Origin of the sequence: Hymenobacter sp. CRA2 (assembly GCF_002007105.1) — a bacterium.
In the GTDB taxonomy this organism is placed as follows: Bacteria; Bacteroidota; Bacteroidia; order Cytophagales; family Hymenobacteraceae; genus Solirubrum.
On record NZ_MVBC01000044.1, the window covers coordinates 1 to 724 of the forward strand.

General features: G+C 71.7%; 1 protein-coding gene. It reads right to left on the minus strand.

Going from position 1 to position 724, the window contains the following annotated elements; genetic code table 11:
• A protein-coding gene (locus B0919_RS24485; RefSeq protein ID WP_254846671.1) for an IS5 family transposase occupies positions 1-692 on the minus strand; the annotation gives its coding sequence in 2 pieces (ribosomal slippage) (positions 1-362 and positions 362-692; 693 coding nt annotated over the 2 pieces). This gene is flagged as partial in the annotation.
• Positions 693-724: the final 32 nt, after the last annotated feature.

Consider the following 724-nt stretch of genomic DNA (forward strand, 5'->3'; position numbering starts at 1 on the left):
CAGCTTTTCATAGCGTGTGGCCACGCGCCGGAACTGCTTGAGGCGGCTGAAGAGCCGCTCGACCGGGTGGCGTTGGGCATAGCGTTGCGCGTCGAAGGCGCGGGGGTGGCGGCGCTTGCGCCGGGGTGGGATGACGGCTTGGGTGCCGCGGCGGGCGAGTTCAGCCACGAGCGGATCCGAGTCGTAGCCGCGGTCGGCGATGAGCCGGGCCGGGGCCAAGCCCTGCAGCAAGGGCCGGGCCTGCGGCGCGTCGTGGCGCTGGCCCGCGGTGAGGCGGCAGCGCACCAGCCGGCCCCGCGCATCGGCCGCTACGTGCAGCTTGGTGGTGAGCCCGCCGCGGGAGCGGCCCAGGGCTTGCGGCCCGTTTTTTTGCGCGCGCCGCTGGCGTGCTGGTGCACCCGCACGCTCGTGGAGTCCACCAGCAGCGTGTGCAGGGCCGCTTCGTCCTGCACGGCTTCGAACACGCGCTGCCACGCCCCGGAACGGGCCCAGCGCATAAAGCGCGTGTACGTCGTGTGCCAGTTGCCGCGCTCGGCGGGCAAGGCACGCCACCGCGCCCCGTTGCGCGCCAGCCACAGCACCGCCTCCACAAACTGCCGGTTGTCCCGGCCGCGTCCGCCGCTCGTGCCCGCCCGACCCGGCAGCAGCGGCGCTAACCGCGCCCACTGCGCGTCCGTCAACATTTGCTCCATGTTTCAAGATAATCACTGTTAACACTTCCTAG